This is a genomic window from Paenibacillus sp. XY044, from assembly GCF_002257645.1.
Taxonomy (GTDB): Bacteria; Bacillota; Bacilli; order Paenibacillales; family Paenibacillaceae; genus Paenibacillus_AQ.
Genome location: NZ_NQMO01000017.1, coordinates 1 through 24,791, shown reverse-complemented (window position 1 = coordinate 24,791; position 24,791 = coordinate 1). Strand labels below are relative to the sequence as shown.

The following is a 24,791-nucleotide window of genomic DNA, read 5'->3' as shown; positions in this document are numbered from 1 at the left end:
ACCTAAGGAAAGGAGGAACACATAATGCCAAAAGTAACCCTGTTTAATGTCAGCGGTAGCGAAGTAGGAGAATTGGAACTGAACGATGCGGTATTTGGTGTAGAACCAAACGTACACGTGATGAACCAAGCTGTATTGCTGCAAAGAGCATCTTTGCGTCGTGGTACACATAAAGTGAAGGGCCGTTCTGAAGTACGTGGCGGCGGACGTAAGCCTTGGAAACAAAAAGGAACCGGCCGTGCTCGTCAAGGTTCGATCCGTTCACCACAATGGAAGGGCGGCGGTACTGTATTTGGTCCAACACCACGCAGCTACTCGTTCAAGCTTCCTAAGAAAGTTCGTCGTCTGGCTATTAAATCTGCATTGTCTTCCAAAGTGATCGCTAACAATCTGATCGTTCTGGACCAACTCGCTCTGAATACGCCTAAAACGAAGGAATTCGCAGCGATCCTGAACAATCTGAAAATAGAACGTAAGGCCTTGATCGTGGCCCCTGGCTATGATGATAATGTGGCTCTTTCCGCACGGAATATTCCTGGCGTGAAATTTGTTGCAGCAGACGGCATTAATGTTCTTGACGTACTTCTGTACGACAAACTGATCATTACGAAAGAAGCAGTTCAGAAGGTAGAGGAGGTGCTCGCGTAATGAAAGATCCTCGTGATATTATCAAACGTCCGGTGATCACTGAACGTACGGCTGAATACATGGGCGATTTGAAGTATGCCTTTGAAGTGGATATCCGTGCGAACAAGACCGAGATCAAACAAGCTGTTGAATCGATCTTTAAAGTGAAAGTATCGAATGTAAATACAATGCGCGTTCCTGCTAAGCCGAAACGTTATGGCCGCTACAACGGTTATACAACCGAGTGGAAAAAAGCCATCGTAACGCTGAGCAAAGACAGCAAAGCGCTCGAGTTTTTTGAATCTGTAGAGTAAGGAGGAAATCACGTGCCTATTAAAAAGTATAAACCGACTTCCCCGGCTAGACGTAACATGTCCGTGTCTACTTTTGAAGAGATCACGACAAATCAGCCGGAGAAATCGTTGCTTGCACCGCTCAGCAAAACAGCTGGCCGCAACAACCAAGGTAAAATTACGGTTCGTCACCACGGCGGCGGACACAAGCGTAAATACCGTATCATCGACTTCAAACGTACGAAAGACGGCATACCAGGTACCGTTGCTACGATCGAGTATGACCCGAACCGTACTTCCAATATTGCTCTGATCCACTATGCAGACGGAGAGAAGCGTTATATCATCGCTCCTAAAGGTCTGAAAGTGGGAGACAAAATTGAATCCGGTCCTAACGCCGACATCAAAATCGGTAACGCACTTCCAATGGAGAACATTCCGGTAGGTACTGTTATCCACAACATCGAACTGCAGCCTGGCAAAGGCGGACAATTGGTTCGCGCAGCCGGCACCGAAGCACAGCTTCTTGGTAAAGAAGAAAAATACGTATCCGTACGTTTGTCTTCGGGCGAAGTTCGCAGACTGCTTAAAGTTTGCCGTGCTACAATCGGTTCCGTTGGTAACGAAGACCACGAGCTGATTAAAATCGGTAAAGCAGGCCGCAGCCGCTGGCTCGGACAACGACCTGAAGTTCGCGGGGTAGTTATGAACCCTAACGATCACCCTCACGGTGGTGGTGAAGGCCGCGCTCCAATCGGACGTAAATCGCCTATGTCTCCATGGGGCAAACCAACCCTGGGTTACAAAACGCGTAAAAAAGGCAAAGCTTCTGACAAATATATCGTTCGCCGCCGCACAAAATAATGCACGCTGTGCATAACTTTGTGAAGTGCCGAAAGTAACGAGAAGATTGGATGAAGGGAGGATTTTATAGATGAGTCGCAGTTTGAAAAAAGGACCTTTCATTGACGGGTACCTGCTGAAAAAAGTAGAAGTGATGAACGAATCGAGCAAGAAGGCTGTTATCAAAACTTGGTCCCGCCGCTCTACGATTTTCCCGCAGTTTATCGGTCACACGTTCGGTGTATACGACGGACGCAAGCACGTTCCGGTATACGTAACGGAAGACATGGTAGGACACAAATTGGGTGAATTCGCTCCAACGCGTACCTACAAAGGTCATACGGACGATGACAAGAAAACAAGAAGATAATTTCTAAGCTCTTTGTTTGAGAGGAGGTAAAACAAATGGAAGCAAAAGCACATGCCAGATCTATTCGGATTGCTCCTCGTAAAGTCAAGCTCGTTGTTGACTTGATCCGCGGTAAGCAAGTTGGTGAGGCAATCGCCATTCTCCGCCACACTCCGAAATCGGCTTCCCTGGTTGTGGAGAAGCTGCTGAACTCAGCGATCGCCAATGCTGAGCATAACTATTCGATGGATATTAACAGTTTGGTTGTGAGCCAGGTTTTCGTTAACCAAGGCCCAACAATGAAGAGATTCCGTCCACGCGCCATGGGTCGTGCGAGCCGGATCAATAAACGCACCAGCCACATTACTTTGGTGGTATCTGAAAAATAAGGAGGGATAACGTGTGGGCCAAAAGGTAAATCCAGTCGGACTCCGTATCGGGATTATCCGTGATTGGGAATCGAAATGGTATGCTGGCAAAGATTTCGGTAATCTTTTGCTGGAAGATGTCAAAATCCGTGAATACCTGAAAAATAAATTGAAGGATTCTGCTGTTTCTCGCATCGAGATCGAGAGAGCGGCAAATCGTGTGAACGTCACTATCCACACTGCGAAACCAGGCATGGTTATCGGTAAAGGTGGTTCTGAAGTCGAAGTACTTCGCAGCCAAGTTACTAAAATTGCAGGCGGTAAAAAAGTTCATATCAACATCTCTGAAATTAAACATGCTGACCTGGACGCAGTCCTGGTTGCAGAAAGCATTGCTCAGCAATTGGAACGCCGCGTTTCTTTCCGTCGTGCACTGAAACAAGCGATCCAAAGAACGATGCGTTCTGGCGCTAAAGGAATCAAAACTCAAGTGGGCGGACGTCTTGGCGGCGCCGAGATCGCTCGTTCGGAAGGCTACAGTGAAGGAACTGTTCCACTTCATACGCTTCGTGCTGACATCGACTACGGTACAGCTGAGGCACATACAACTTATGGCCGTATCGGCGTAAAAGTATGGATCTATCGTGGAGAGGTTCTTCCTACGGCTAAGAAACAAGCTGCTCAGGAAGGAGGCAACTAATCATGTTGGTACCAAAACGTGTAAAACACCGCAAGCAACAACGCGGTCACATGAAGGGTATGGCAAAAGGCGGAACGGAACTGAACTTCGGTGAATTCGGTTTGCAAGCTCTGGAGCCAACTTGGATCACGAACCGTCAGATTGAAGCAGCGCGTATTGCGATGACGCGTTACATCAAGCGTGGCGGTAAAGTGTGGATTAAGATTTTCCCAGACAAGCCGATCACTCAAAAACCTCTTGAGGTTCGTATGGGTAGCGGTAAAGGTAACGTTGAGAAATGGGTCGCAGTTGTCAAACCAGGCAAGATTATGTTTGAACTTGGAGGCGTGCCTGAGGAAATCGCTCGCGAAGCGATGCGTCTCGCCGCTCACAAGCTGCCGATCAAAACGAAGTTTGTGAAACGTGAAGAATTGGGTGGTGAAGCAAATGAAAGCTAATGATCTGCGTAACTTGACCACTGCAGAAATCGAGCAAAAGATTGCGGGCTTTAAAGAAGAACTCTTTAACCTCCGTTTTCAATTGGCTACCGGACAGCTTGATAACCCAACTCGGATCCGTGATGTGCGCAAGGAAATAGCTCGTGCTAAAACCGTCATCCGTGAAAGAGAACTTGGGATTAGTTAATAGATACAGTCGTGCTCGTCTGAATCAGGAAGGAGGCTAACTATGAGCGAAGAACGCAATGCTCGTAAAGTGCAAATCGGTAAGGTTGTCAGTGACAAAATGGATAAAACCATTGTTGTAGCCGTTGAAACTTACAAAAAGCATGATCTCTACCACAAGCGCATTAAATACACGAAGAAATTTAAAGCGCATGATGAGAGCAACACAGCACAAATCGGAGATACCGTTAAAATCATGGAAACTCGTCCACTCTCTAAAGACAAACGTTGGAGACTGGTAGAAGTCGTTGAAAAAGCGGTTATCATCTAAAGATAGAGTTAGTTTTTCCGAAAGGAGGAAATTTCAATGATTCAACCATTTACACGTCTTCAAGTAGCTGACAACTCTGGTGCGAAGGAACTGATGTGTATCCGCGTGCTGGGTGGTACGGGACGTCGTACAGCAGCCATCGGTGATTTGATCGTTTGCTCCGTCAAACAAGCAACACCAGGCGGCGTTGTCAAAAAAGGCGATGTTGTTAAAGCTGTTGTGGTTCGTACGAAGCGTTCTGTACGCCGCAAAGACGGATCTTACATCTCTTTTGACGAAAACGCAGCGGTTGTTGTAAAAGAAGACAAAAGCCCGCGCGGAACGCGTATTTTCGGACCAGTGGCTCGCGAACTTCGCGACAAAGATTTCATGAAAATCGTTTCCTTGGCACCGGAAGTAATCTAAAGCTGATTCCCGGACAGCGAGCTGTTACGGGATCCCGATAAATCGTTAACATGCAGTCATAGGAGGTGTAACAAAATGCCGAAAGTGAAGAAGGTTCTGGAATCGCACAGCAACAAACTGCACGTGAAAAAAGAAGATACTGTTATGGTTATCGGCGGTAAAGACAAAGGCAAAAAAGGCCGTGTCATCGCAGCGTATCCTCGTGAAAACCGTGTGCTTGTCGAAGGCGTGAACATGGTGAAGAAACACCAAAAACCGAACCAATCCAACCCTCAAGGCGGAATCATCGAGCAGGAAGCACCGATCCATGTATCCAATGTGATGCATATCGATCCGAAGAGCGGAAAAGTAACCCGTATCGGTTACAAAACGCTGGATAACGGTAAAAAGGTCCGTGTTGCGAAGAGATCCGGAGAGGTTATCGACTAATCGAATCGTTAAGAAAGGAGGTTCATAATTCATGGCAGCAAGATTGAAAGAACGTTTTTTGAATGAAGTTACTCCTGCTTTGATGCAGAAGTTCAGTTATTCTACGGTAATGCAGGTACCTAAAATCGAGAAGGTTGTCATCAACATGGGTGTGGGTGATGCCGTATCGAACTCGAAAGTACTGGATGCCGCAGTCAATGATATGCAGCTGATTGCTGGTCAAAAGCCGGTAATTACTCGTGCTAAGAAATCCATCGCCGGATTCAAACTGCGTGAGAATATGCCGATCGGTGTGAAGGTAACACTGCGCGGAGAGCGTATGTACTACTTCCTGGACAAATTGTTCAACGTTACCCTTCCACGTGTCCGTGACTTCCATGGCGTGTCTACAAAAGCATTTGATGGACGCGGCAACTACACGCTTGGCCTCAAGGAGCAACTGATTTTCCCTGAGATCGAGTATGATAAAGTTGATAAAGTCCGTGGTATGGATATCGTTGTCGTAACGACGGCTAAAACTGACGAAGAGTCCCGCGAGCTGCTCGCTCAATTGGGAATGCCTTTTGCGAAGTAATTCGCAAATCCATTTCTCCGAAAATTTTTAGGAGGTGTCAGGCTAAGTGGCAAAAACTTCGATGAAGGTAAAACAACAACGTACGCCTAAGTATAAAGTGCGTGCTTACACACGCTGCGAACGTTGCGGTCGTCCACATTCGGTACTGCAAAAGTTCAAAATTTGCAGAATTTGTTTCCGTGAATTAGCTTATAAAGGCCAGATTCCTGGCGTGAAAAAAGCAAGCTGGTAAGAAGTTTACAATCGGGAAGGAGGTTCACACGAAATGACTATGTCTGATCCAATTGCAGATATGCTGACTCGTATTCGTAACGCCAACACTGTGCGTCACGAGACGGTTGAAATGCCTGCGTCGACGTTGAAAAAACAAATCGCTGACATTTTGAAGCGTGAAGGTTTCATCCGTGATGCAGAATATATCGATGACAACAAACAAGGGATTATCCGTGTTTTCCTGAAATACGGTGCCAACAATGAACGCGTCATCTCCGGTTTGAAGAGAATCAGTAAACCAGGTCTGCGCGTGTACACGAAGAGCAACGAAATTCCTCGTGTCCTCGGCGGTTTGGGTATTGCGATTATCTCCACATCCAAGGGAGTTATGACCGACAAAGAAGCTCGTCAATCCAAAGCTGGCGGAGAAGTTGTCTGCTACGTTTGGTAATACACGTCACAGAACAAGGAGGTGCAACACATGTCTCGTATTGGTCGCAAACCAATCGCAGTACCAAGCGGTGTGGACATCACACTGAACAATTCCGTTATTACGGTTAAAGGACCTAAAGGATCTTTGACTCGTGAACTTCATAAAGACATGAAGGTAACGGTGGAAAACAACGAAATCGTCGTTGAACGCCCATCCGACAACAAAGCGCATCGTTCGCTTCACGGCACGACCCGCAGCGTTGTCAACAATATGGTGAGCGGAGTAACAGAAGGCTTTTCGAAATCTCTGGAATTGGTTGGGGTCGGATATCGTGCAAGCAAGTCCGGAGATAAGATCGTCCTGAACGTTGGTTACTCTCATCCGGTTGAAATCACTCCAGAAGCAGGTATCGAGTTTGAAGTGCCTGCAAATACGAAAATCATCGTTCGCGGGATCGATAAAGAGCGCGTAGGTGCATACGCTGCTAAAATCCGTTCCGTTCGCGAGCCTGAGCCTTACAAAGGTAAAGGGATTAAGTACGAAGGTGAGCGCATTATCCGTAAGGAAGGTAAAGCAGGTAAGAAGAAATAAGCAATTATTTCTTAAGCCTTCTTTACCCCGTGCGTCTTAAAGTGAAGCTCTAATGGCAAACTGAAAGGAGTGAAAGGGAAGTCATGATTACAAAAGAGGATAAGAACAAAGCTCGTCTCAAACGTCATCTGCGTGTTCGCAAGAAGATCGAAGGCACTGCTGAACGCCCACGTTTGAACGTATTCCGTTCTGCTAAACATATCTACGCTCAACTGATCGACGACGTAGCTGGCGTAACCATCGTTTCTGCATCTACAGTCGATAAAGAGATTAGTGGTTCCGTGAAAAACGGCGGCAGCGTTGAGGCTGCTCGTCAAGTCGGCGAACTCGTTGCTAAGCGTGCAAAAGAAAAAGGTCATACTTCGATCGTATTCGATCGCGGAGGATACCTGTACCATGGACGGATTCAAGCTCTGGCTGACGCGGCTCGCGAAACAGGCTTGCAATTCTAAGAATTTCTAAAAAGGAGGTAAACGACTTGCGTGTAGATCCTAACACTTTGGAACTGACTGAAAGAGTGGTTAATATTAACCGCGTTGCTAAAGTAGTAAAAGGCGGACGCCGTTTCAGCTTCAGCGCTTTGGTAGTTGTCGGCGACGGCAAAGGCTGGGTTGGTGCTGGTATCGGTAAAGCAGGCGAAGTTCCTGACGCCATCCGCAAAGGCATCGAAGATGCTAAGAAAAATCTGATTCACGTTCCTCTCGTTGGAACAACAATTCCTCACCTGGTCACTGGCCACTTTGGTGCTGGACGCGTTCTTTTGAAACCAGCGTCTGAAGGTACTGGGGTTATCGCCGGCGGTCCTGTACGTGCCGTACTGGAGCTGGCAGGTGTAGGTGACATCTTGACAAAATCTTTGGGTTCTTCGAACTCCATGAACATGGTCAACGCGACTTTAGAAGGTTTGTCCCGTCTGAAGCGTGCTGAAGATGTAGCCAAATTGCGTGGCAAATCTGTCGAAGAGCTGCTCGGTTAAGGAGGGAATGTCATGGCTAAACTTCAAATTACCCTCGTCCGCAGTTTGATCGGCCGTCCTGAAACTCAGCGTACGACTGTAAAAACTCTCGGCTTGCGTAAATTAAATTCGACGGTGGTTCATAACGACAATCCTGCAATTCGCGGAATGATCAACAAAGTGAGCCACTTGGTATCTGTTACTGAAATTGAAGGTTAATCTTGATTCTAGATTAACCTAGAAATATTAAGGAGGTGCAACGAACGATGAAGTTACACGAACTTTCCTCAGCTGCTGGATCCCGCAAAGAACGCAAACGTGTTGGCCGTGGAACAAGTAGCGGTACTGGTAAAACTTCCGGCCGTGGTCACAAAGGTCAAAACGCTCGTTCCGGCGGCGGTGTACGTCCTGGCTTCGAAGGTGGGCAAAACCCATTGTATCGTCGTCTGCCAAAACGTGGATTTGTAAATCCTACGCGGAAAGAGTATGCGATCGTGAACATCGAGGAACTGAACAGCTTTGCAGAGGGTACTGAAGTAACTCCTGAGTTTTTGGTGGAAAGCGGCGTCGTGAAAAACACGAAGAGCGGCATCAAAATTCTTGGTAATGGCGAAGTAACCGTAAAATTGACTGTAAAAGCAAACAAGTTCTCTCAATCTGCGGTAGAGAAAATCGAGGCTGCCGGCGGTAAAACCGAGGTGATCTAATGTTTAAGACCCTTAAGAATATATGGCGGGTTGAGGACCTACGCAAGAGAATCTTGTTCACCTTGTTTGTACTGATCATTTACCGTATCGGTTCATTCGTACCTGTTCCAGGCGTTGATAAAACGGTCTTGGAGCAAACGAATCAGCAGGGTAGCGAGTTGTTTGGTCTCTTAAACACGTTCTCGGGAGGAGCGCTGCATCAGTTCTCCATCTTTGCCCTCGGGATCGTGCCGTATATTACCTCGTCCATCATTGTGCAGTTGTTGTCGATGGATGTCGTCCCGAAACTTGCCGAATGGGCTAAACAAGGCGAGCACGGGAAGAAGAAGTCGGCGCAATTGACACGCTATGGTACGATAGTATTGGGCCTGATTCAGTCATTTGCGATGGCTATCGGTTTTAACCGGTTGTACGGAACGCAAATGATTCCCAATGCCACTTTCGTGGATTATATGATCGTTGCGATCGTTTTGACCGCAGGTACAGCATTCCTGATGTGGCTTGGTGAACAAATTACTGAAAAAGGAATCGGTAATGGTATTTCCATTCTGATTTTTGCAGGGATTATCGCTAACATACCGATGTATATCCGTACGACAGCGAGTTCCAACTTTATTCAAGATGGTCAGGTATTTATGAATACACTCAAGACGATCATCATACTTATTGTGATCGTGGCGATTATTGCGGGTGTCATTTACATCCAGCAGGCGATTCGTAAAATTCCTGTGCAGTACGCAAAACGTGTGGTAGGCAACAAAATGTACGGTGGACAGAATACGCATATTCCGCTTAAGATCAATGCTGCGGGCGTTATTCCGGTCATCTTCGCCGTCTCCTTGCTGCAGTTCCCGACGATTATTGCGAGCTTCTGGTCAACTCACGAATGGGCGAAGTGGATTCAAACAAACTTGAGATATGACTACCCTCTTGGTATGGTACTGTATGTTCTGATGATCATTGGTTTCACTTTCTTCTACACGTTCGTGCAGATGAATCCAAACCAAATGGCTGATAACATGAAGAAAAACGGTGGCTACATTCCTGGCATTCGTCCTGGTAAAGCGACTGAGAAATACTTGACCCGAGTTATGTCCCGGTTAACAATGACCGGCGCCATCTTCCTGGCCCTTATTTCTCTGCTTCCGATTGGTTTCGGTACGCTTGCCGGTCTGCCCAGCTCGGTGAAAATCGGGGGGACTTCACTGCTCATCGTCATCGGTGTGGCATTGGATACAATGAAGACCATCGAAAGTCAATTGATTAAACGCCATTACAAAGGCTTTATCAATAAATAGTAATAGGTCCCGGTGAAGTTAACTGAACTTCCCGGTGCTTATTGCGTTGTTTCTTGTAACGGTAGTGTTTGGAGGGAGAGAGATACGTGAACATACTATTCATGGGCCCTCCTGGGGCAGGTAAGGGAACACAGGCGGAAGTCATTGTCAATGAATTCGGCATTCCCCATATTTCGACAGGCGATGCATTTCGTTTGGCGATTAAGCAAGGAACTCCCATCGGGAAGAAAGCCAAAGAATACATGGATCAAGGACTCCTGGTACCGGATGATGTAACGATCGGCATTGTTGAAGAACGTCTGCAGCAGTCCGATTGCGAAAAAGGTTTTTTATTGGACGGCTTTCCAAGAACCCTTTCGCAAGCGGAAGCGCTGGATGAAATTCTTAGCAGACTGAACACAAAGCTGGATCATGTCATCAACCTGAAAGTAGACCGCGACAAGCTGATGGCACGCCTTACGGGACGCCGCATCTGCAAGAACTGCGGTGCAACTTATCATGTGATTTTCAACCCGCCAAAACAGGAAGGTGTATGTGATAAATGCGGAGGCGAACTGTATCAACGCTCTGATGATAATGAAGAAAGCGTAGGTACCCGCCTGGACGAATATATCAACAAAACAGCACCGCTCCTTACGTTTTATGAGAACAAAGGTCTTTTGCGTCAGATCGATGGTGATCAGGAAATCGGTACGGTATCCGATGAAATCGTATCGGTACTGCGAGGTTAATTGGAATGATCATTTGTAAGTCCGAAACGGAACTTGGCTTTATGAGAGAGGCCGGACGGATCGTTGCGGAAACGCACCGCCTTATGGCCAAACACATTGAGCCGGGGATTACTACCGGAGAACTTGATCGGATTGCAGACCACTACATTCGCAGTCAACATGCGCTGCCGTCTTTTAAAGGCTACAATGGTTTTCCTGCCAGCATTTGCGCTTCAGTCAATGATCAATTGGTGCACGGATTTCCCGGCAAACGCAAATTAAACGAAGGCGACATTATTACGCTAGACATCGGTGCGCAGTACCGTGGTTACCATGGAGACTCCGCTTGGACCTATCCTGTAGGCAGCATTTCGGAGGAAGCCCAGCGTTTGCTGGATGTCACCGAAAGGTCTTTGTATGCAGGCTTAGAGCTTGTCAAACCTGATGTGCGCCTGTTTACGATCTCGCATGCCATTCAACGCGTGATTGAAGATGCCGGCTTCTCGGTCGTCCGGGAGTATGTCGGGCATGGTGTTGGGGCAGAACTGCATGAAGAACCACAAATTCCGAACTTTGGCACGCCGGACCGAGGGCCTCGGCTTAAACCCGGCATGGTGTTGGCAATCGAACCGATGGTCAATGCCGGATCAAGGTATGTTAAGACGCTGGAAGACAATTGGACGGTCGTTACGGTTGACGGTTCCCTGTGTGCCCATTTCGAGCATACGGTGGCTGTGACACCGGACGGCATGGAGATTTTCACAAAACTGGATGTGTAGGTGATCGTTCTTGAGCAATCAAAGCAGCCCGCAAATCGGTCAAATTGTGAAGATCCTGAAAGGCAAGGATGCCGGACAGCTCGCCGTGGTCGTATCCATAGCTGACAGCAGATTTGTGTATATAGCTGACGGGGACAAACGAAAGTTTGACCAGTGCAAGAAGAAGAACTTATTGCATCTGGAACCCCAAAAGTTTATCAGCAGTGAGGTTGTTGACAGTTTAAAAGAAAGCGGTCGGGTCACGAACGGAAAGCTGCGTTACGCAGTGATGAAGTTTATGAAGTCCACCGAATCCCAAGCTGAAGAGAAAGGAGACTGACTGTGGCCAAAGAAGATGTTATTGAAGTGGAAGGCACGGTTCTTGAACCATTGCCGAATGCGACGTTCAAGGTCGAACTGGAGAACGGTCATCAGATTCTTGCCCATGTTTCCGGTAAGCTGCGGATGCACTTTATCCGTATTCTGACAGGCGACAAAGTGGTCGTGCAGTTATCGCCTTATGATCTAACCAAAGGTCGTATAACTTACCGTAAATAGCAATTCCGTTTCCTTTAGGGGAAACGTTCAGGATGTTAAACATCCCATTTGTTGCAGTTAACGCAGTGAACATTTTATCCGGATCTGATCCGGTTGACTCCGAGTCATCCTACGAAGAGAGTTTTGCTTAGCAAAACTTTAGGGAGGTAATGAACATGAAGGTAAGACCTTCTGTAAAGCCTATGTGCGAAAAATGCAAAGTCATTCGTCGTAAAGGCACTGTAATGGTTATCTGTGAAAATCCGAAGCACAAACAAAAACAAGGTTAAGAGAAGGGGGTGTAGCGTAAAATGGCTCGTATAGCTGGTGTGGATTTGCCACGTGACAAACGCGTTGAGATCGCCTTGACTTATATTTTCGGAATCGGTAAAACGACTTCCCAGAAAATTCTGAGCGAAACAGGCATCAATTCGGACACTCGTGTCCGTGATTTGACGGAAGATGAAGTCAGCAAATTGCGTGAAACGATCGACAAAACGGTTAAGGTTGAGGGTGACCTGCGTCGTGAAATTTCCTTAAATATTAAGCGTCTCGTTGAAATCGGATGCTATCGTGGTGTGCGTCATCGCCGCGGTCTGCCGGTTCGTGGACAACGTACTAAAACTAATGCTCGTACACGGAAAGGCCCTCGTCGTACTGTAGCGAACAAGAAGAAATAATAAGGGGGGATAAAAGACAATGGCTAAACCGAAAAAAGTCGTACGTACTAAACGTCGTGACCGTAAAAATATTGAATCTGGCGTGGCTCATATCCGTTCCACGTTCAACAATACGATCGTAACGATCACGGATCCTCACGGAAACGCAATTTCTTGGGCAAGCTCCGGCGGCCTCGGATTCAAAGGTTCCCGTAAATCTACTCCGTTTGCTGCACAGATGGCTGCTGAAACAGCTGCCAAAGCTGCAATGGAACATGGTATGAAGGCAGTTGAGGTTATGGTTAAAGGTCCAGGTGCAGGCCGTGAAGCAGCGATCCGTTCTTTGCAAGCTGCTGGTCTGGAAGTCAACCTGATCAAAGACGTAACTCCAATTCCTCACAACGGTTGCCGCCCGCCAAAACGTCGTCGTGTCTAATTGATAGTCAACCTGGGAATGTGGTATAAAACCGGCACAATCTGCTAATAATGGTTGTTTAGGCATACTACATGGATACACTTGAACAAGGTGACAGTTTCATATAGGAGCGACGTTTGAAGGAGGGGTACTTGCGTGATTGAAATCGAAAAGCCGAAAATTGAGACCGTAGACGTCAGTGAAGACGGAGCCTATGGAAAATTCGTGGTAGAACCGCTGGAACGAGGATATGGAACGACTCTGGGGAATTCACTTCGCCGGATTCTGCTCTCCTCGTTGCCTGGCGCGGCCGTTACATCTGTTCAGATTGACGGCGTGCTTCACGAATTCTCAACGGTTCCGGGCGTCATGGAAGACGTAACGGAAATTATTCTGAACCTGAAGGCTCTTTCCCTGAAAATTCATTCGGACGAAGAGAAAGTGTTCGAAATTGATGCTGAAGGTGAAGGTGTCGTGACGGCAGGAGACATCCGGGCGGACAGCGATGTGGAAATTCTTAATCCGGACCTGCATATTGCTACACTAGGTCCTGGATCGAGACTCCATATGCGTATTTTTGCTAACCGCGGTCGTGGCTATGTCCAAGCAGATAAGAATAAACGTGATGATCAACCTATTGGCGTCATCCCGGTCGATTCTATCTATACCCCGATTAGCCGCGTGAATTACGGCGTGGAGAATACGCGGGTTGGTCAAGTGACCAACTACGACAAATTGACGCTTGAAGTGTGGACTGATGGCAGCATCAGACCAGAAGAGGCTGTTAGCCTCGGCGCCAAAATTTTGACCGAGCATTTGATGCTGTTCGTGGGACTCACGGACGAAGCGAAAGATGCGGAGATTATGGTCGAAAAAGAAGAGGACAAAAAAGAAAAAGTGCTTGAGATGACAATCGAAGAGCTGGATCTCTCCGTACGTTCTTACAACTGCCTCAAACGTGCCGGTATCAATACGGTGCAAGAGCTGACCACGAAGACCGAAGAAGATATGATGAAAGTCCGCAACCTGGGCCGCAAATCTTTGGAGGAAGTTCAAGAGAAGCTCGAAGAGCTCGGTTTGGGACTCCGTACAGAAGAATAGCATCTTAGGATTGTTAGCGAAGGAGGGGAAAACATGGCATACCAAAAGTTGGGCCGCGATTCCAGTGCACGTAAAGCTTTGTTCCGTGACCTGGTAACCGACCTGTTCTTATATGAGCGTATCCAAACGACAGAAGCGAAAGCGAAAGAAGTTCGCACGATCGCTGAAAAGCTGATCACGAAAGCAAAGAAGGGTGATCTTCATGCCCGTCGCCAAGTGGCAGCATTCGTTCGTCGTGAAACGGTAGATGGGGAGCAAGACGCAATCCAAAAACTGTTCAGCGAGCTGGCTACACGTTACGCTGAGCGTCCAGGCGGATACACTCGTATCCTGAAGCTCGGACCTCGTCGCGGTGATTCCGCGCCTATGGTTTATTTGGAACTGGTTGACCGCGCGTAATACTGATGAGGATGAGGAAAGGGTGGAAGGAATCCATGATTCTGATCAAACCCTTTTTTTCACTTCAAAGGACGTGTAAAAGGAGCTCCTGAGGGGGCTTCTTTTTCTGAGAAGAAAGAACCGGTTCATCCGAGCCAGTATACAGAAACGGCTTCGCCGTATATCGCGGTGGGGCCGTTTTTGTGTAAAAACGTTCGAGTGGATAGGGTTCCCTGTTCATCGGGAAACCATGCGGTATCGGATTCAGGAGGTTTAAGAAATGCGCAACCTATGCATGAAGGTCAGTTATGACGGTACAGATTACTGCGGGTTTCAGACCCAGCCAGACGGTAGTACGGTCCAGGATGCCCTGGAGAAGGCGATTAAGCTGCTGACAGGGGAAGAGGTCAAGATTCACGCTTCCGGGCGTACAGATGCCGGTGTGCATGCTCGCGGCCAAGTGTTTAACTTCATGACCTCTTCCGAGATTCCAGTCGAGCGTTGGTGCATCGCCCTCAACTCGAGGCTGCCCCAAGACATTATCGTCTGGGAGGCGGCGGAAGTTCCGCTGGAGTTCCACTCCAGAAGGTCGGCCAAACGCAAAACGTACCGGTATACCATCAATGCCAATCAGTTCCCGGATCTGTTCCAGAGACGGACCCAATTCCATCATCCCGTTAAGCTGGATATTGCGGCGATGGCAGAGGGGCTGAAGAATTTGATCGGAACTCATGACTTTACTTCCTTTGCTTCGCGCCATTCTACGAAGCCTTCCCATATCCGGACACTGTATGAGGCCGAGCTCGTGGTAGATGATTCCATGTGCCGTCCAGGGACGCGGGATCAAGGGCTGATTCATATCTTCGTAACAGGGAGCGGCTTTCTCCAGCATATGGTCCGCATTATCGTGGGGACGCTGCTGGAGATCGGGAAAGGCCGCAAGAAGCCTGAGGATATGCCGGCAATCCTCGAAGCCAAGGACCGGTCCAAAGCAGGGCCTACAGCCGTCGCCAAGGGACTTATTTTATGGAACGTCGAGTATGAAACGACGGACGAAAATAATTTAAAATCAGCTTGCGATTTGCCTGGGTTTACTGTAGAATAAAAGTTGTGTTTTCTTAATGGCTTTCCCACAGCCCCAGTTAAGAGATTCACATTTCTAACATGAAAATGACTTTTTTAACATTGACAATAGAACGAAGATAAATGATTTTCGGACGAAACCAAGGAGGAACTATTCATGCGTACGACCTATATGGCCAAGCCAAATGAAGTAGAGCGCAAATGGCACATCATTGATGCCGAAGGCAAAACGCTCGGACGTCTGGCAAGCGAAACTGCGGCCCTGATCCGCGGTAAACATAAGCCTCAATTCACCACTCATGTTGACACAGGTGACTTCGTTGTCATCATCAACGCTGAGAAGGTTCATCTGACAGGCAAGAAGCTTCAGAACAAGAAATACTACCGTCACTCCCTGCATCCAGGTGGTTTGAAAGTGACGAACGCTCAGGATCTGCTGAACAGCAAGCCAGAACGTGTATTGGAATCCGCTGTTCACGGTATGCTTCCTAAAACCCGTATGGGCGAGAAAATGAAGCTGAGACTGAAAGTATACGCAGGTACTGAACATCCGCATGCAGCACAAAACCCAGAAGTTTACGAACTTCGCGGCTAATTAAAAGGAGGACAGTTTCATGGCACAAGTACAATACTATGGGACAGGTCGTCGTAAACATTCGGTAGCTCGTGTTCGCCTTGTACCGGGTGAAGGACGCATTGTCATTAATAAACGTGATATCAACGAATACTTCGGTTTGGAAACTCTCAAACTGATCGTAAAACAACCACTGACTTTGACTGAAACGCTGGGACAATACGACGTGCTCGTTATTGCCAACGGCGGCGGCATCTCCGGTCAAGCCGGAGCCATTCGCCACGGGATCTCCCGTGCACTGCTGAAAGCAGATCCGGAATACCGTCCGGCTCTGAAAAAAGCAGGCTTCCTGACTCGTGACCCACGGATGAAAGAACGTAAAAAATACGGTCTCAAAGCCGCTCGTCGCGCGCCACAATTCTCGAAACGTTAATATTTACGTTTATGTACAAATCGCCCTGGCCATTACTGGCCTAGGGCGATTTTTTGTTATGAGGCTGGCGGAACCCGCTCAGCTTTAAATTGCCCCCACCCATTTTATTGGCTCAGTACGTTCAGTGCATCGTCCAGGTTATGAATGTCCCCTACGGACGATTTCTGAAATACCTCGTTGTGGCAGGTGGCGCATTCCACATGAATGTTGCAGTAATCCAGGCCATCATCATTTTTACCGTCCGTCCACCATACATTGAACTGATCCGACAGCCGGCTGCAGGTTTCGCAGTACAACGGCCCGCTCGCATTTTTCAGTTGATGCGAAGACACGATCACCAAGATCACTCCTTCCCAATAGTCTAGGTACATAACCCATAACCCGTTGCTCGCACTTTTCCCGATGCATTCTGTTGCCCATTTTACGGAGCAGCTTATGCAACTTGTCAGCCCGAATTCGTTTACCGGATTAGTATGTCTTCCCCAAAAGTACGTTTATGCATGGGGCTATTGCGTCAATAAAAAATCTTTATTCCAAAATGGTAAAAATTACGACGAAAAGGAATTGACAACCACTGGTTTTACTTTATACTTGTGATTAATCATATTATTTCAGTAGGGATTATGGTGGATTATTAAACATACTTTTATTCAGAATGGAGGCATCATGTATGAATTTGCTTGAAAAAGAACAGTGGATCCAGAAACAAGCAGAAGAAATGGAACACGCTACGGCTGAAGAATTGATTCGCCTTGCGGTGGAGACGTTTCCGAACATTACGTTTGCCTGCAGCTTTGGCGCAGAAGACGTGGTGCTCGTTGATATTTTGCAGAAGGTAAGTCCTTCGACCGACATTTTTTACCTCGACACCGATTTTCACTTTAAAGAAACGTACGAAACCCGTGACCGCCTGGAAGCCAGATATGGTATCGAATTCGTGAGAGTATCGCCGAAGCTGACCCCTGAAGAACAGGCGGCCGCCCATGGAGAAGAGCTGTGGAAATCCGAACCGAACGCATGCTGCAATATCCGTAAAGTAGAGCCTTTGACCCGGATCCTGTCCCAGTACGACGCATGGATTACCGGAATTCGCCGGGATCAAGCGCCGACTCGGGCTAACGCCAAGAAGGTGGAATACGACAACAAGTTCGGACTGGTGAAATTCAATCCTTTGGCGGACTGGACTACAGACGACGTATGGAATTACATTCGTGAAAACCAGGTTCTGTACAACCCGCTTCACGATATGAACTTCCCGAGTATTGGATGCGAGTATTGCACACGTGCGGTTGCTCCGGGAGAAGACCCTCGTGCAGGGCGCTGGGCGAACAGTGACAAGATTGAATGCGGACTTCATAAGTAATAATTAACGGACCAGAAGAAGGGGAGCGAGAAGATGACAGCTATTCAGCCTCACGGGGGTACCTTGATTAATCGCATTGCCGAAGGCCAGGCAAGAGAAGAGCTGCTTCAGGCAGCATCCGGTTTTAAACAAATTCCTGTAAGTACTTGGACGATCTCGGATATCGATTTGATTGGCGTAGGCGCTTTTTCCCCGTTGACGGGCTTTATGAACCAGCAGGATTACCAGTCGGTCGTCGACCGTATGAGACTGGCGGACGGCACGGTATGGAGCATTCCGATTACGCTGGCTGTAGATGATGATAAGGCCTCGGAACTCGCTGTTGGCGACAAGGCAGCTCTCGTTGGGGCAGAAGACGGGGTAGTGTATGCCGTTCTCGATATCGAGAGTATTTACAGCGTCGATCAGACCGCAGAGGCGACCAAAGTATTTAAAGCAAGCGATTCCGAGCATCCTGGTGTCAAGAAGCTGTTTGAGCGCCCATCGAACTATGTGGGTGGAAGCATTCAGGTGCTGAATCGTCCGAAACCGGCCAAGTTCGCCGAGTTTTATTTTGACCCGGCGGAGACGCGCCGCATTTTTGCGGAGAAGGGATGGAAGAAGGTTGTCGGCTTCCAAACCCGCAACCCGGTTCACCGGGCTCATGAGTACATCCAAAAGAGCGCGCTCGAAATCGTCGATGCGCTGTTCCTGAACCCGCTCGTTGGCGAAACGAAGTCGGATGACGTTCCGGCCAACGTCCGGATGAAGAGTTATCTGGTCCTGCTCGAAAACTACTATCCGGCTGATCGTACGTTCCTTGGCGTGTTCCCGGCGGCTATGCGTTATGCCGGCCCGAGAGAAGCCATTTTCCATGCGATGGTCCGCAAAAATTACGGCTGCACCCATTTTATCGTCGGGCGTGACCATGCCGGCGTAGGCGACTACTACGGCACTTATGAAGCCCAGGAAATTTTCTCGAATTTCACGGAGGAAGAACTCGGCATTACCCCGCTGTTTTTCGAACACAGCTTCTTCTGCAAAAAATGCGGCAATATGGCATCCAGCAAAACCTGCCCGCATCCGAAGGAAGATCATCTGACCCTGTCGGGCACAAAGGTGCGCGGTCTTCTGCGGGACGGCATTTGCCCGCCTCCGGAATTTACCCGTCCTGAGGTTGCACAGATTTTGATCGAAGGGATGTCTGCGCAAGTATCTTCATAAAGTACTATTTGTCCACCTCGCCCCATATAGATGTGTAGAGTCGATATGGGGAACGGAGGTGGATTTTTTATGTCCAAGCAGGGACGAAAGAAACAGGTGCTGTGGATCCGGGTAAGCACGATCAAAAAAGCGCTGATCGGCCTCTGCCTGCTCATTGTTTTTATTGCGGTGGCGACATACCAAATTCCTGCCGCGAAGACGACGGGGTCCTTGGCTCTGCCGCTGTCGGGGAAAGTGATCGCACTGGATGCCGGTCATGGCGGGCCGGACGGGGGAGCCGTCAGCAAGCAGGGCGTGATCGAGAAGGATATTAACCTGGCGATCGCCCTATATCTGCGGGATTATTTGCAGCAGGCAGGCGCAATTGTGGTGATGACGCGCGAGGGCGACTACGACTTGGCGGGCGATTCGAAGGGGTATTCCAAACGTAAGACAGAGGATTTGAAGCAGCGGGCCAAGCTCATTGAGGACAAGCATGCGGATCTGTTTCTGAGCATTCACATGAACAGCTTTCCGTCGAACCGATACCGGGGCGCGCAGACGTTTTATTATCCGAATCATCCCGACAACGCGGGGCTGGCTGCATTAATTCAGGATGAGATTAAGCGCAACCTCGAAAACACGGACAGAGTGGCCAAAACGGTGAATACGGTATATTTGCTCCAAGCGCTTAAAATGCCCTCGGCTCTGGTGGAGGTCGGATTTCTGTCCCATCCGCAGGAATCGGAGCTGCTCAGGGATGAGAGCTACCAGCGTAAGGTCGCCGCATCGGTTTACAAAGGAGTTCTCCGCTATTTGTCCGGCGAAAAGGCGAAAGTGTCGTCAGAAAATCCGTGAGAATGGTATAATAGCACCTGAGGCTTTAGATGGAACTTAGATGAAAATTATAAAGCAGAGGTGCTGCCAGCATGTTATCACGTGAGCAAGTGCAACAGCTATTACAGCCAATCGTCGAGCCTGTCACAGGGAAGAGCCTGATTGAGCTGCAAATGATAAGAGATATCGTTGTTAAGGAAAGCCGCATATCACTGTCGGTCATCACATTAGACAAGCGTGAAGATTACGCCCAGGCGCTTGAGAAGGACATCCGGGAACGGCTTCGGGACGCGGAGGGTGCGGATATTCACATTCGGATGCGGGAGGCCAACGAGCTGGAACGCGAGAAAATATTGGGCGAGTCAGCGCGCATGCGCCAGGAGGACGAGGATAAGCTCGTAAAAGGACATGCCGCCGGACTGGAGCACAACCAGCTGCTGCAGGATCCGAATGTCCATTTTATCGCGGTCGCAAGCGGCAAGGGCGGCGTCGGCAAGTCGACGGTGACGGTCAACCTGGCTGCAGCCTTGGCCCGTATGGGCAAGCGCGTAGGACTCATTGACGCCGACATTTACGGCTTCAGCGTGCCGGATATGATGGGGATCGAGGAAGGTCCGGTGGTAGAGGATAACATCATCATCCCTGTAGAGCGCTTTGGCGTGAAGGTGATGTCGATGGGCTTTTTTATCCGAGAAAATAACCCGGTCATTTGGCGCGGACCGATGCTCGGCAAAATGCTGCATCAGTTTTTCGGCGATGTCGGCTGGGGACAGCTCGATTATATGCTGCTTGACTTGCCGCCGGGAACGGGCGATGTGGCCCTTGACGTTCATCAGATGCTTCCGCAGAGCAAGGAGATCATCGTGACGACCCCGCATGCCACGGCTGCTTTCGTAGCCGCCCGGGCTGGAGCGATGGCGCTTCAGACCAATCATGACATTTTAGGCGTCGTCGAAAATATGGCTTACTACGAGTGCGCAGGCTGCGGCAAGCGTGATTACGTATTCGGACGGGGCGGAGGCGGACAATTGGCGGAAACGCTTCATACGGAGCTTCTGGCGCAGCTGCCGCTTGGGGCGCCGGATAACCATGTCTCCGAACCTGACTTCTCGCCGTCCGTATACAAGGCGGACACGCCGTCGGGTCAGATCTACGGCCAATTGGCCGCTTCGGTTGTTGCAAAGTGCGAGCAATAAAGTAATCGTTTGTTTCACCACATTAAAAAAAGCCCCATTTGGGGCTTTTTTTAATGTTTTTAACTTCCTCCACCGCCGCCATCGCCATTTTCCTTGTCTCCGCCTTCGCCGCTGCCTTGATCTCCGCCTTCTTGACCTTTGTTACCGCCCTTCTTTGGCGATTTCTCGGTTTTAGGCTGGAGCTCCTGGGTGACGACATCCTTCAGCATGTTCATAACTTCTATTTTGAACAATGGGTTCTGCATGGCTTCCTGCATGACGGTCATCGACTGCTTGCGGTATTCAGGGGTTTTGGTAATATCCAGAAACATTTTCATGACTTCGGGTGATTTCATAATATCGGCGACCGATTGCTGATAAGTAGGATCTTTGATCAACTGCATATGGAGCTGCTTGTTCTGCGAACTGATCACCTTGGCGAAATCTCCGGCAAACTGGGGATCCGTCATAATTTTTTCAAACTCTTTTTTATACTCTGGAGCGGTAATGGTGTCTTTGACCGCCGTCCGGATTTGATCTCCGGCTTGAAGGGACATCATCTGCATACCGATCCCCGTGCCAGACCCGGAGCCGCTGCTGCCCGATCCGCCGCCGCCCTTCAGGGCATCCTCGACCGCTTTCTTGCCTTCATCGCTCTTCAGGATATCGACAACCATCGTTTTCATCTCTTTATAATCGCTCTGGGGCGGGGCATAGCTCTGTTCCGATCCACAGCCCGTCAGTGCCGCGGAAATACCGAGAAAAAGCGTACATAAACCGATAACCGGCCACTTCATGAGTGTTGTCCTCCTTTGCTTCAGATCCTGTTTGTAGTATGGCATCCGAAAATTCGAAATATGTCGAGCCATGGATGGTTTTTTATTGTGAACGTTGGTAAAATAAAGTCTTGGGGGTGCAGAATATTTGAACTTAAAAAGATGGATGACATTATTTTGGAAAACACTGCTTGCCGGCTCCATTGCGGCGATCGTAGCCGGGGTGCTGCTGCAGTTTGGAAGCGGTATAATTAAATTCAAGGGGCCTTCCGATTATTTGTTTTATTTGGTCATCTTATTCGGATACGGACTGATGGTCAGCGTCTATTCCCAGCTTGGCTTTTTCGCTTATATGATTTTGAATTATACGGCCATCGGGGTATTCCCCAGAAAAGTGTGGCAGTACATACAGCTTGTCCTCGCCATTTTGGCACTGCTTGAAGTGATGTTTTTCCGCTCCTTCGTCGGGAAGGAGAACAGCCAGACTTCTGACTTGGTCGTTGGTATATCGATACTGGTCGTAGCCGTCGTCGTGGCTTATTTTAAGGTCAGAGCGACCAACCCGACAGCTTGGATTCCGACGATCTTCTTCATGACGGCGATTACCATCGTGGAACTGGTGGGAGGGCTCAAGATCGGGGTCAACAACGCCACCGTCTTTATTTTGGTTCCGCTGGTGGTCTGCAATGCTTACCAAATTTTAATTCTTCATAAAGTGTTGAACGCAAAAAAGAGCTAAGATCCTTAGCTCTTTTTTCTATGCTTACCATTTACATGCCGGCTGCGTCATCGATGGCTTGCTGCATCGCCGCTTGGTCATGAATTTCTTTCCCTTTGGTATCCGCTTGGCTGAGCAGATCGGACACGGTCACGAACTCGTACCCCTGCTTGCGGAGCTCATCAATGATGACCGGAAGCGCTTCGTGGGTCTGTTTGACCGAGTCGCTGGCATGGAGGAGCACGATATCCCCGGGATGCGCTTTGGACACTACTCGGTTAACGATATTCTGTGCACCGATGTTTTTCCAATCTTGGGAGTCGGTATCCCACTGAATAACCTTATAGTTAAGGCTGTCGGCGATTTTCAGCACCCGCTTGTCAAAATCCCCATTAGGCAGGCGGAGGAGATTGGGTTCCTTGCCGGTCAAATCGGTTAATATAGAATTGGCGGTGATCAGCTGCTTGCGGATCTCTTCGTCACTCAGCGTGCTGTAATTCACGTGTTTGTGGCCGTGGCTTCCAATCTCAAACCCGCTGTTTTTGATGTCGTTGACGATATCCGGGTGGCTTTTTCCCCAAGGAGAGGATAAAAAGAAAGTGGCCTTTTGCACGTTCTTGTCCTTCAGGACCTTCAGAATGGGCTCTGCCCGCTTTTCACCCCAACTGATATCAAAGGTCAGGGCGATCACTTTTTTCTCTGTAGGGACGCTGTAAATGGCTGCTGGAGCCCCTTCAGAGAATACCGTGATGTTGTCGCTCTCGACATAGATGATACCGATGGCAAATACCGCTGCGGCCAGCACAAGAAACGTGCGTTTTATTTTCCTGCCATTCAGCACATAGAAAAATGAATTCATATGCTCGTAAGCTCCCCTTTCCATACATCAGCATTTCGCGCCGTCGTCCGTTATAACTAAGGGCTTTGATAAATATGCTGTAACGGCCCCCTTCAACGAAATTCAGGAAAAATGCTCATGTAAAGCTTGTTTACTTCAATGTATGCTCGTACTTGGGACTTATTACTATGAGGAGGTAATCGATTGCTTCGTTTAAGTACATTTATGAGAGACTTAGTGTCGATCAAAAAAACATTGGTGTTTGCGATATTTCTTTTTGCTGCCGGGGTGGCAGCCGGGTGGATCAGTACCGGGGCTTTGGCCGAGCTGGTGAACCAACAGCTAAGCGGGTTGAGGGAGGTCAGCGGTAATCTGCAGAACTCGGAGCATCCGCAGTGGAGCTTCTTCGGGTTCATTTTTCTCAATAACAGCATTAAAGGCGTGCTGATCATTTATCTGGGTCTTCTGGCAGGAATACTGCCCGTGGTGTTTCTGTTGATCAATGGGATGGTTATAGGTTATTTGGTACATAGCTTAAGCGCCCAGGGAGAGAATCTGGTCGATTTGGTAGTTAGGGGGCTGCTTCCGCACGGCATTATTGAAATACCGGCTATCATCATCGCGTGCGCCTACGGAATCAGAATGGGGAGCTGGATCATCAGCGGAATCAATCCCAAAAGGAGGGCATGGGGCAGAGAAGGCGAGGGAGTGCTGCGGAAATCGGTTACAGCAGCCTTTTGGGTCGTCATTATGCTGCTTGTGGCCGCAATTATTGAAAGCACCGTTACCTATGGTTTGATGAAGAATTAGTATTTTGCAATTTGCGATTCATAAATTTCCCAAAAGTTGAGCATAACAGTAAGACGATAAAACCATAAACCGTTCCATTCATGGACGTTCAGGGATAAATCTACAGGGAGGCCGGTTCTAACATGTTGGGTATGCTGTTTAACGATAAGGAATGCAAGGAATTAGATTATGTGCTGCGCAAGGAGCTGGATGAGATGCTGTTTGATTTAAGCGATCAGCGTTTGGACCAGGATATCCGCAATGCTATTGCGAACCGCTACAAGACGGTCTTTCGCATGTACGCCCGATTTGCCCCGCAAAAGGAACTTTCAAAGTATGCACGTAACAGCAAGCTCTCACAATTTAAACAATAGTGCTTGACGGCACAGTCTAAATTATGATAAATTAACTTTCGCTTCAGTTTTAAGTTTTGAACTGAGCACAGAAGTTTTGAGAGGCTGATATAAAGGTTGGTAAAAAACTTTTTAAAAATAACTCTTGCAAAACATCTGGTAAGTATGATATATTATAAAAGTCGCTGCTGAGATGTGGTGATGACGAAAGAAAGAGTTTTTGATCTTTGAAAACTGAACAACGAGTGAGTATAAACGCGATGGTCTTCGGACCAGAGCAACTTGAGATTAAATCAATCTCGTCAGATTCAAAATGAGCTACAAACTTTCGTTGGAAAGCTACTCCCTTCGGGTGAGCAGATTCTTCCAACTTTATTGGAGAGTTTGATCCTGG

43 protein-coding genes are annotated in these 24,791 nt (G+C 48.3%); 39 read left to right on the top strand and 4 right to left on the bottom strand.

All coding sequences use genetic code 11. The features are described from left to right. The first annotated feature begins 24 nt into the window (after window positions 1-24). From rplD to rpsI, 32 genes are all read left to right on the top strand, one after another. Entirely contained in the window at window positions 25-648 is a 624-nt protein-coding gene (gene rplD / locus CJP46_RS34760) for a 50S ribosomal protein L4 (RefSeq protein ID WP_094600178.1), read from the top strand. Beyond that, window positions 648-941, top strand: a complete 294-nt coding sequence (gene rplW / locus CJP46_RS34755; RefSeq protein WP_094600177.1) for a 50S ribosomal protein L23 — start codon at window positions 648-650, stop codon at window positions 939-941. The genes rplD and rplW overlap by 1 nt, the downstream gene beginning before the upstream one ends. Window positions 942-953: 12 nt before the next feature. After that, window positions 954-1,784, top strand: a complete 831-nt coding sequence (gene rplB / locus CJP46_RS34750; RefSeq protein WP_094600176.1) for a 50S ribosomal protein L2 — start codon at window positions 954-956, stop codon at window positions 1,782-1,784. Window positions 1,785-1,854: 70 nt separating this feature from the next. Further along, window positions 1,855-2,133, top strand: coding sequence for a 30S ribosomal protein S19 (rpsS, locus tag CJP46_RS34745; protein ID WP_094600175.1), 279 nt, complete (start codon window positions 1,855-1,857; stop codon window positions 2,131-2,133). 35 nt (window positions 2,134-2,168) lie between these two features. Continuing rightward, complete coding sequence (gene rplV / locus CJP46_RS34740) at window positions 2,169-2,501, top strand: 50S ribosomal protein L22 (protein ID WP_094600174.1); 333 nt, start codon at window positions 2,169-2,171, stop codon at window positions 2,499-2,501. Between the two features lie 13 nt (window positions 2,502-2,514). Continuing rightward, window positions 2,515-3,180 carry a 30S ribosomal protein S3 gene (gene rpsC, locus CJP46_RS34735; RefSeq protein ID WP_094600173.1) on the top strand — a complete coding sequence of 222 codons (666 nt, stop codon included), beginning with the start codon at window positions 2,515-2,517 and terminating at the stop codon, window positions 3,178-3,180. A gap of 2 nt (window positions 3,181-3,182) precedes the next feature. Further along, the gene (rplP, locus tag CJP46_RS34730; protein ID WP_094600172.1) at window positions 3,183-3,617 is read left to right on the top strand and encodes a 50S ribosomal protein L16; all 435 of its coding nucleotides are present in this window, start codon (window positions 3,183-3,185) and stop codon (window positions 3,615-3,617) included. Further along, a complete protein-coding gene (gene rpmC / locus CJP46_RS34725; protein ID WP_076176743.1) occupies window positions 3,607-3,804 on the top strand; it encodes a 50S ribosomal protein L29 in 198 nt (65 codons plus the stop codon). The genes rplP and rpmC overlap by 11 nt, the downstream gene beginning before the upstream one ends. 42 nt (window positions 3,805-3,846) lie before the next feature. After that, a complete protein-coding gene (gene rpsQ / locus CJP46_RS34720; protein ID WP_094600171.1) occupies window positions 3,847-4,113 on the top strand; it encodes a 30S ribosomal protein S17 in 267 nt (88 codons plus the stop codon). Window positions 4,114-4,149: 36 nt separating this feature from the next. Next, window positions 4,150-4,518 (top strand): 50S ribosomal protein L14, encoded by a 369-nt coding sequence (gene rplN, locus CJP46_RS34715; protein WP_076176744.1) that lies wholly within the window; start codon window positions 4,150-4,152, stop codon window positions 4,516-4,518. 75 nt (window positions 4,519-4,593) lie between these two features. Beyond that, entirely contained in the window at window positions 4,594-4,947 is a 354-nt protein-coding gene (gene rplX / locus CJP46_RS34710) for a 50S ribosomal protein L24 (protein ID WP_094600170.1), read from the top strand. 31 nt (window positions 4,948-4,978) lie between these two features. Next, window positions 4,979-5,521: a 50S ribosomal protein L5 gene (gene rplE / locus CJP46_RS34705; protein ID WP_094600169.1), complete on the top strand. Its 543-nt coding sequence runs from the start codon at window positions 4,979-4,981 to the stop codon at window positions 5,519-5,521. 46 nt (window positions 5,522-5,567) lie between these two features. Beyond that, a complete protein-coding gene (locus CJP46_RS34700) occupies window positions 5,568-5,753 on the top strand; it encodes a type Z 30S ribosomal protein S14 (protein ID WP_074961883.1) in 186 nt (61 codons plus the stop codon). A gap of 33 nt (window positions 5,754-5,786) precedes the next feature. Then, on the top strand, window positions 5,787-6,185 hold the full coding sequence (rpsH, locus tag CJP46_RS34695; RefSeq protein ID WP_094600168.1) for a 30S ribosomal protein S8: 399 nt from the start codon (window positions 5,787-5,789) through the stop codon (window positions 6,183-6,185). A gap of 30 nt (window positions 6,186-6,215) precedes the next feature. Beyond that, window positions 6,216-6,758 carry a 50S ribosomal protein L6 gene (gene rplF / locus CJP46_RS34690; RefSeq protein ID WP_094600167.1) on the top strand — a complete coding sequence of 181 codons (543 nt, stop codon included), beginning with the start codon at window positions 6,216-6,218 and terminating at the stop codon, window positions 6,756-6,758. Window positions 6,759-6,841: 83 nt separating this feature from the next. Beyond that, on the top strand, window positions 6,842-7,210 hold the full coding sequence (rplR, locus tag CJP46_RS34685; protein WP_094600166.1) for a 50S ribosomal protein L18: 369 nt from the start codon (window positions 6,842-6,844) through the stop codon (window positions 7,208-7,210). A gap of 26 nt (window positions 7,211-7,236) precedes the next feature. Continuing rightward, window positions 7,237-7,734 carry a 30S ribosomal protein S5 gene (rpsE, locus tag CJP46_RS34680; protein ID WP_094600165.1) on the top strand — a complete coding sequence of 166 codons (498 nt, stop codon included), beginning with the start codon at window positions 7,237-7,239 and terminating at the stop codon, window positions 7,732-7,734. A 12-nt stretch (window positions 7,735-7,746) separates the two neighbouring features. Further along, entirely contained in the window at window positions 7,747-7,932 is a 186-nt protein-coding gene (gene rpmD, locus CJP46_RS34675; protein WP_076176751.1) for a 50S ribosomal protein L30, read from the top strand. A gap of 47 nt (window positions 7,933-7,979) precedes the next feature. Continuing rightward, entirely contained in the window at window positions 7,980-8,420 is a 441-nt protein-coding gene (rplO, locus tag CJP46_RS34670; RefSeq protein ID WP_076176752.1) for a 50S ribosomal protein L15, read from the top strand. Next, window positions 8,420-9,718 carry a preprotein translocase subunit SecY gene (secY, locus tag CJP46_RS34665; RefSeq protein WP_094600164.1) on the top strand — a complete coding sequence of 433 codons (1,299 nt, stop codon included), beginning with the start codon at window positions 8,420-8,422 and terminating at the stop codon, window positions 9,716-9,718. Before rplO ends, secY begins: the two co-directional genes overlap by 1 nt. An 86-nt stretch (window positions 9,719-9,804) precedes the next feature. Continuing rightward, window positions 9,805-10,449, top strand: coding sequence for an adenylate kinase (locus CJP46_RS34660; protein WP_076176754.1), 645 nt, complete (start codon window positions 9,805-9,807; stop codon window positions 10,447-10,449). A gap of 5 nt (window positions 10,450-10,454) precedes the next feature. Further along, complete coding sequence (map, locus tag CJP46_RS34655; protein WP_094600163.1) at window positions 10,455-11,207, top strand: type I methionyl aminopeptidase; 753 nt, start codon at window positions 10,455-10,457, stop codon at window positions 11,205-11,207. Between the two features lie 10 nt (window positions 11,208-11,217). Further along, the gene (locus CJP46_RS34650; RefSeq protein ID WP_076176756.1) at window positions 11,218-11,526 is read left to right on the top strand and encodes a KOW domain-containing RNA-binding protein; all 309 of its coding nucleotides are present in this window, start codon (window positions 11,218-11,220) and stop codon (window positions 11,524-11,526) included. A 2-nt stretch (window positions 11,527-11,528) separates the two neighbouring features. Continuing rightward, window positions 11,529-11,744, top strand: coding sequence for a translation initiation factor IF-1 (gene infA / locus CJP46_RS34645; protein ID WP_017692098.1), 216 nt, complete (start codon window positions 11,529-11,531; stop codon window positions 11,742-11,744). 155 nt (window positions 11,745-11,899) lie between these two features. Beyond that, window positions 11,900-12,013: a 50S ribosomal protein L36 gene (rpmJ, locus tag CJP46_RS34640; protein ID WP_026688601.1), complete on the top strand. Its 114-nt coding sequence runs from the start codon at window positions 11,900-11,902 to the stop codon at window positions 12,011-12,013. Between the two features lie 21 nt (window positions 12,014-12,034). Then, window positions 12,035-12,403, top strand: coding sequence for a 30S ribosomal protein S13 (gene rpsM / locus CJP46_RS34635; protein WP_094600162.1), 369 nt, complete (start codon window positions 12,035-12,037; stop codon window positions 12,401-12,403). 19 nt (window positions 12,404-12,422) lie between these two features. Next, on the top strand, window positions 12,423-12,818 hold the full coding sequence (gene rpsK / locus CJP46_RS34630; RefSeq protein ID WP_009589209.1) for a 30S ribosomal protein S11: 396 nt from the start codon (window positions 12,423-12,425) through the stop codon (window positions 12,816-12,818). Between the two features lie 135 nt (window positions 12,819-12,953). Continuing rightward, complete coding sequence (locus tag CJP46_RS34625) at window positions 12,954-13,898, top strand: DNA-directed RNA polymerase subunit alpha (RefSeq protein ID WP_076176758.1); 945 nt, start codon at window positions 12,954-12,956, stop codon at window positions 13,896-13,898. A 33-nt stretch (window positions 13,899-13,931) separates the two neighbouring features. Then, window positions 13,932-14,297, top strand: coding sequence for a 50S ribosomal protein L17 (rplQ, locus tag CJP46_RS34620; protein ID WP_076176759.1), 366 nt, complete (start codon window positions 13,932-13,934; stop codon window positions 14,295-14,297). Between the two features lie 259 nt (window positions 14,298-14,556). Next, a complete protein-coding gene (truA, locus tag CJP46_RS34615) occupies window positions 14,557-15,381 on the top strand; it encodes a tRNA pseudouridine(38-40) synthase TruA (RefSeq protein ID WP_094600161.1) in 825 nt (274 codons plus the stop codon). 135 nt (window positions 15,382-15,516) lie between these two features. After that, window positions 15,517-15,954 carry a 50S ribosomal protein L13 gene (rplM, locus tag CJP46_RS34610; protein ID WP_094600160.1) on the top strand — a complete coding sequence of 146 codons (438 nt, stop codon included), beginning with the start codon at window positions 15,517-15,519 and terminating at the stop codon, window positions 15,952-15,954. 19 nt (window positions 15,955-15,973) lie between these two features. Then, entirely contained in the window at window positions 15,974-16,366 is a 393-nt protein-coding gene (rpsI, locus tag CJP46_RS34605; RefSeq protein WP_076176762.1) for a 30S ribosomal protein S9, read from the top strand. A 104-nt stretch (window positions 16,367-16,470) separates the two neighbouring features. Here rpsI and CJP46_RS34600 read toward each other — a convergent pair whose 3' ends face one another. Continuing rightward, on the bottom strand, window positions 16,471-16,704 hold the full coding sequence (locus tag CJP46_RS34600) for a hypothetical protein (protein WP_094600159.1): 234 nt from the start codon (window positions 16,702-16,704) through the stop codon (window positions 16,471-16,473). Between the two features lie 332 nt (window positions 16,705-17,036). Between CJP46_RS34600 and CJP46_RS34595 the strand changes: the two genes are divergently transcribed. The 4 genes from CJP46_RS34595 (at window position 17,037) to CJP46_RS34580 (ending at window position 20,944) form a co-directional block, all read left to right on the top strand. Beyond that, window positions 17,037-17,729, top strand: coding sequence for a phosphoadenylyl-sulfate reductase (locus CJP46_RS34595; RefSeq protein ID WP_094600158.1), 693 nt, complete (start codon window positions 17,037-17,039; stop codon window positions 17,727-17,729). 33 nt (window positions 17,730-17,762) lie between these two features. Continuing rightward, window positions 17,763-18,932 carry a sulfate adenylyltransferase gene (gene sat / locus CJP46_RS34590; protein ID WP_094600157.1) on the top strand — a complete coding sequence of 390 codons (1,170 nt, stop codon included), beginning with the start codon at window positions 17,763-17,765 and terminating at the stop codon, window positions 18,930-18,932. Window positions 18,933-19,001: 69 nt separating this feature from the next. Continuing rightward, complete coding sequence (gene cwlD, locus CJP46_RS34585; RefSeq protein ID WP_094600156.1) at window positions 19,002-19,769, top strand: N-acetylmuramoyl-L-alanine amidase CwlD; 768 nt, start codon at window positions 19,002-19,004, stop codon at window positions 19,767-19,769. A 71-nt stretch (window positions 19,770-19,840) separates the two neighbouring features. Next, on the top strand, window positions 19,841-20,944 hold the full coding sequence (locus CJP46_RS34580; RefSeq protein WP_094600155.1) for an Mrp/NBP35 family ATP-binding protein: 1,104 nt from the start codon (window positions 19,841-19,843) through the stop codon (window positions 20,942-20,944). A gap of 59 nt (window positions 20,945-21,003) precedes the next feature. On the opposite strand, the gene gerD is transcribed toward CJP46_RS34580, so the two are convergent. Next, window positions 21,004-21,720 carry a spore germination lipoprotein GerD gene (gene gerD, locus CJP46_RS34575; protein WP_094600154.1) on the bottom strand — a complete coding sequence of 239 codons (717 nt, stop codon included), beginning with the start codon at window positions 21,718-21,720 and terminating at the stop codon, window positions 21,004-21,006. Window positions 21,721-21,847: 127 nt separating this feature from the next. Between gerD and CJP46_RS34570 the strand changes: the two genes are divergently transcribed. Beyond that, a complete protein-coding gene (locus tag CJP46_RS34570) occupies window positions 21,848-22,438 on the top strand; it encodes a KinB-signaling pathway activation protein (protein ID WP_094600153.1) in 591 nt (196 codons plus the stop codon). 31 nt (window positions 22,439-22,469) lie between these two features. Here the strand turns inward: CJP46_RS34570 and pdaB are convergent, their stop codons facing one another. Beyond that, entirely contained in the window at window positions 22,470-23,276 is an 807-nt protein-coding gene (gene pdaB / locus CJP46_RS34565) for a polysaccharide deacetylase family sporulation protein PdaB (protein ID WP_076176770.1), read from the bottom strand. Window positions 23,277-23,459: 183 nt separating this feature from the next. Here pdaB and CJP46_RS34560 point away from each other — a divergent pair, with 183 nt between their 5' ends. Further along, complete coding sequence (locus CJP46_RS34560) at window positions 23,460-24,065, top strand: stage II sporulation protein M (protein WP_094600152.1); 606 nt, start codon at window positions 23,460-23,462, stop codon at window positions 24,063-24,065. A gap of 122 nt (window positions 24,066-24,187) precedes the next feature. Beyond that, the gene (locus tag CJP46_RS34555; protein WP_094600151.1) at window positions 24,188-24,418 is read left to right on the top strand and encodes a hypothetical protein; all 231 of its coding nucleotides are present in this window, start codon (window positions 24,188-24,190) and stop codon (window positions 24,416-24,418) included. Window positions 24,419-24,467: 49 nt separating this feature from the next. Here the strand turns inward: CJP46_RS34555 and CJP46_RS36915 are convergent. After that, the coding region (locus CJP46_RS36915; protein ID WP_218831076.1) for a hypothetical protein at window positions 24,468-24,791 on the bottom strand (324 nt) is incomplete at its 5' end.

Bases quoted from the DNA above. Each gene is read 5' to 3' on its own strand.
- CJP46_RS34595 (WP_094600158.1), top strand. From the start codon at position 17,037: ATGAATTTGCTTGAAAAAGAACAGTGGATCCAGAAACAAGCAGAAGAA.
- rplX (WP_094600170.1), top strand. From the start codon at position 4,594: ATGCCGAAAGTGAAGAAGGTTCTGGAATCGCACAGCAACAAACTGCAC.
- rpsM (WP_094600162.1), top strand. From the start codon at position 12,035: ATGGCTCGTATAGCTGGTGTGGATTTGCCACGTGACAAACGCGTTGAG.
- map (WP_094600163.1), top strand. From the start codon at position 10,455: ATGATCATTTGTAAGTCCGAAACGGAACTTGGCTTTATGAGAGAGGCC.
- gerD (WP_094600154.1), bottom strand. From the start codon at position 21,720: ATGAAGTGGCCGGTTATCGGTTTATGTACGCTTTTTCTCGGTATTTCC.
- rplD (WP_094600178.1), top strand. From the start codon at position 25: ATGCCAAAAGTAACCCTGTTTAATGTCAGCGGTAGCGAAGTAGGAGAA.
- rpmC (WP_076176743.1), top strand. From the start codon at position 3,607: ATGAAAGCTAATGATCTGCGTAACTTGACCACTGCAGAAATCGAGCAA.
- rplR (WP_094600166.1), top strand. From the start codon at position 6,842: ATGATTACAAAAGAGGATAAGAACAAAGCTCGTCTCAAACGTCATCTG.
- sat (WP_094600157.1), top strand. From the start codon at position 17,763: ATGACAGCTATTCAGCCTCACGGGGGTACCTTGATTAATCGCATTGCC.
- CJP46_RS34580 (WP_094600155.1), top strand. From the start codon at position 19,841: ATGTTATCACGTGAGCAAGTGCAACAGCTATTACAGCCAATCGTCGAG.
- rplN (WP_076176744.1), top strand. From the start codon at position 4,150: ATGATTCAACCATTTACACGTCTTCAAGTAGCTGACAACTCTGGTGCG.
- truA (WP_094600161.1), top strand. From the start codon at position 14,557: ATGCGCAACCTATGCATGAAGGTCAGTTATGACGGTACAGATTACTGC.
- rpsI (WP_076176762.1), top strand. From the start codon at position 15,974: ATGGCACAAGTACAATACTATGGGACAGGTCGTCGTAAACATTCGGTA.
- secY (WP_094600164.1), top strand. From the start codon at position 8,420: ATGTTTAAGACCCTTAAGAATATATGGCGGGTTGAGGACCTACGCAAG.
- cwlD (WP_094600156.1), top strand. From the start codon at position 19,002: ATGTCCAAGCAGGGACGAAAGAAACAGGTGCTGTGGATCCGGGTAAGC.
- rplO (WP_076176752.1), top strand. From the start codon at position 7,980: ATGAAGTTACACGAACTTTCCTCAGCTGCTGGATCCCGCAAAGAACGC.
- rpmJ (WP_026688601.1), top strand. From the start codon at position 11,900: ATGAAGGTAAGACCTTCTGTAAAGCCTATGTGCGAAAAATGCAAAGTC.
- rpsK (WP_009589209.1), top strand. From the start codon at position 12,423: ATGGCTAAACCGAAAAAAGTCGTACGTACTAAACGTCGTGACCGTAAA.
- rpsS (WP_094600175.1), top strand. From the start codon at position 1,855: ATGAGTCGCAGTTTGAAAAAAGGACCTTTCATTGACGGGTACCTGCTG.
- rplP (WP_094600172.1), top strand. From the start codon at position 3,183: ATGTTGGTACCAAAACGTGTAAAACACCGCAAGCAACAACGCGGTCAC.
- rplE (WP_094600169.1), top strand. From the start codon at position 4,979: ATGGCAGCAAGATTGAAAGAACGTTTTTTGAATGAAGTTACTCCTGCT.
- CJP46_RS34555 (WP_094600151.1), top strand. From the start codon at position 24,188: ATGTTGGGTATGCTGTTTAACGATAAGGAATGCAAGGAATTAGATTAT.
- rpsQ (WP_094600171.1), top strand. From the start codon at position 3,847: ATGAGCGAAGAACGCAATGCTCGTAAAGTGCAAATCGGTAAGGTTGTC.
- rplW (WP_094600177.1), top strand. From the start codon at position 648: ATGAAAGATCCTCGTGATATTATCAAACGTCCGGTGATCACTGAACGT.
- rplF (WP_094600167.1), top strand. From the start codon at position 6,216: ATGTCTCGTATTGGTCGCAAACCAATCGCAGTACCAAGCGGTGTGGAC.
- rplV (WP_094600174.1), top strand. From the start codon at position 2,169: ATGGAAGCAAAAGCACATGCCAGATCTATTCGGATTGCTCCTCGTAAA.
- rpmD (WP_076176751.1), top strand. From the start codon at position 7,747: ATGGCTAAACTTCAAATTACCCTCGTCCGCAGTTTGATCGGCCGTCCT.
- pdaB (WP_076176770.1), bottom strand. From the start codon at position 23,276: ATGAATTCATTTTTCTATGTGCTGAATGGCAGGAAAATAAAACGCACG.
- rplQ (WP_076176759.1), top strand. From the start codon at position 13,932: ATGGCATACCAAAAGTTGGGCCGCGATTCCAGTGCACGTAAAGCTTTG.
- rpsH (WP_094600168.1), top strand. From the start codon at position 5,787: ATGACTATGTCTGATCCAATTGCAGATATGCTGACTCGTATTCGTAAC.
- rplM (WP_094600160.1), top strand. From the start codon at position 15,517: ATGCGTACGACCTATATGGCCAAGCCAAATGAAGTAGAGCGCAAATGG.